General features: G+C 65.4%; 1 protein-coding gene. It reads left to right on the top strand.

Features of this window, described 5'->3' with window-relative positions; translation table 11 throughout:
• Window positions 1-40: 40 nt before the first annotated feature.
• The gene (locus QRN45_RS20185; protein WP_284764464.1) at window positions 41-1,366 is read left to right on the top strand and encodes an integrase catalytic domain-containing protein; all 1,326 of its coding nucleotides are present in this window, start codon (window positions 41-43) and stop codon (window positions 1,364-1,366) included.
• The last annotated feature ends 17 nt before the right edge of the window (window positions 1,367-1,383 follow it).

A 1,383-nucleotide genomic window follows, 5' to 3' on the forward strand; every position in this document is an offset into this window, starting at 1 on the left:
CCGAGTTGACTCGTAAAAAACCTCCGCGAAGGGGCATACGTTGCCTCATAAGTATTTCTCCGGCTGGTTCGGGGTTGCCGGGCGGGCGGTGGCGGGTTACGCAGGGTGGATGGGACTGACGATGGCCGAGCGCAAGGCCGTGACGAAGCAGCTGGCGAGGACCTACCGGGCCGGTGATCGGGTCCGGAAAGGCAGGATCCTGGACGAGGTGGTCGAGCTGACGGGCTGGCACCGGGACTATGCGCGGGCGGTGCTGCGGCATGCCCTTGATCCGCCCAGGCCGCGTCCGGTGCGGGCGGGCCGGGCTCCGGTGTACGGGGCGGATCTGCAGCCAGGCCTGGTGCAGTGTTGGGCGGTGCTGCGGGCGCCGGCCGGACGGCTGCTGGCGGCGGCGATGCCTGAACTTGTTCCGATGCTGCGGGACGAGGGAGCGCTGCAGGTCACGGATCCGCAGGCGGCCCTGCTGGCGCGGATGAGCGCTGCAACGATCGATAGGCGGCTGGCTGGCGAACGGGCCAAGCTGCTGCCCCGTGGGCGCTCCCACACCAAGCCCGGGTCGTTGCTGAAATCCCAGATCCCGATCCGGACCTGGGCGCAGTGGGATGATGCCGTGCCCGGGTTCGTGGAGATCGACCTGGTCGGCCATGAAGGGTCCAACAACTCCGGGCAGTTCTGCTTCACGCTGACCGTCACCGACATCGCCACGGGTTGGACGGTGAACAGGTCCGTGCCCAACCGGGCGCAGAAGCACGTCTTCGCTGCCCTGCAGCACGTCCTGTCGGTGTTTCCCTTTCCCGTGATCGGCATCGATTCGGACAACGGCAGCGAGTTCATCAACAACCATCTGTTCGATTTCTGCCTGGAACACCACATCACCTTCACCCGCTCCCGGTCCGGCAACAAGAACGACGGGGCCCACGTGGAGCAGAAGAACTGGGCCAGGGTCCGTGAACTCGTCGGCTACCTGCGCTACGACACCGCCGCGGAACTGGAGCTGCTGAACCAGATCTGGGAACTGGACCGGATCTTCACCAACTACCTGCTGCCCCAGCAGAAGCTCATCGCCAAGGTCCGCGTCGGAGCCAAGGTCACCAAGAAGCACGACGCTCCCGCGACCCCGCACAGACGCACGAAAGCCGACCCCGGCGTCTCACCCATGGCCGTACTCCGCATGAACACCGAATACAAGAAGATCAGACCCGCTGCCCTGTCCCGGCAGATATTGTCCCTCACGGGCCGGCTCGAAACCCTCGCCACGGCCAAGCAGCCCGCACCCGTGAAACCCCCCGTCAACGAGGACTGGAACCGCCGACCCAACCGGAGATATTCAACTGAGGCGACGAATGCCCCTTCCCGGAGGTATTGACATGAGGTAACAGGGGG

The sequence above is a fragment of the Arthrobacter sp. efr-133-R2A-63 genome (assembly GCF_030209795.1).
Lineage (GTDB): Bacteria > Actinomycetota > Actinomycetes > Actinomycetales > Micrococcaceae > Arthrobacter > Arthrobacter bambusae_A.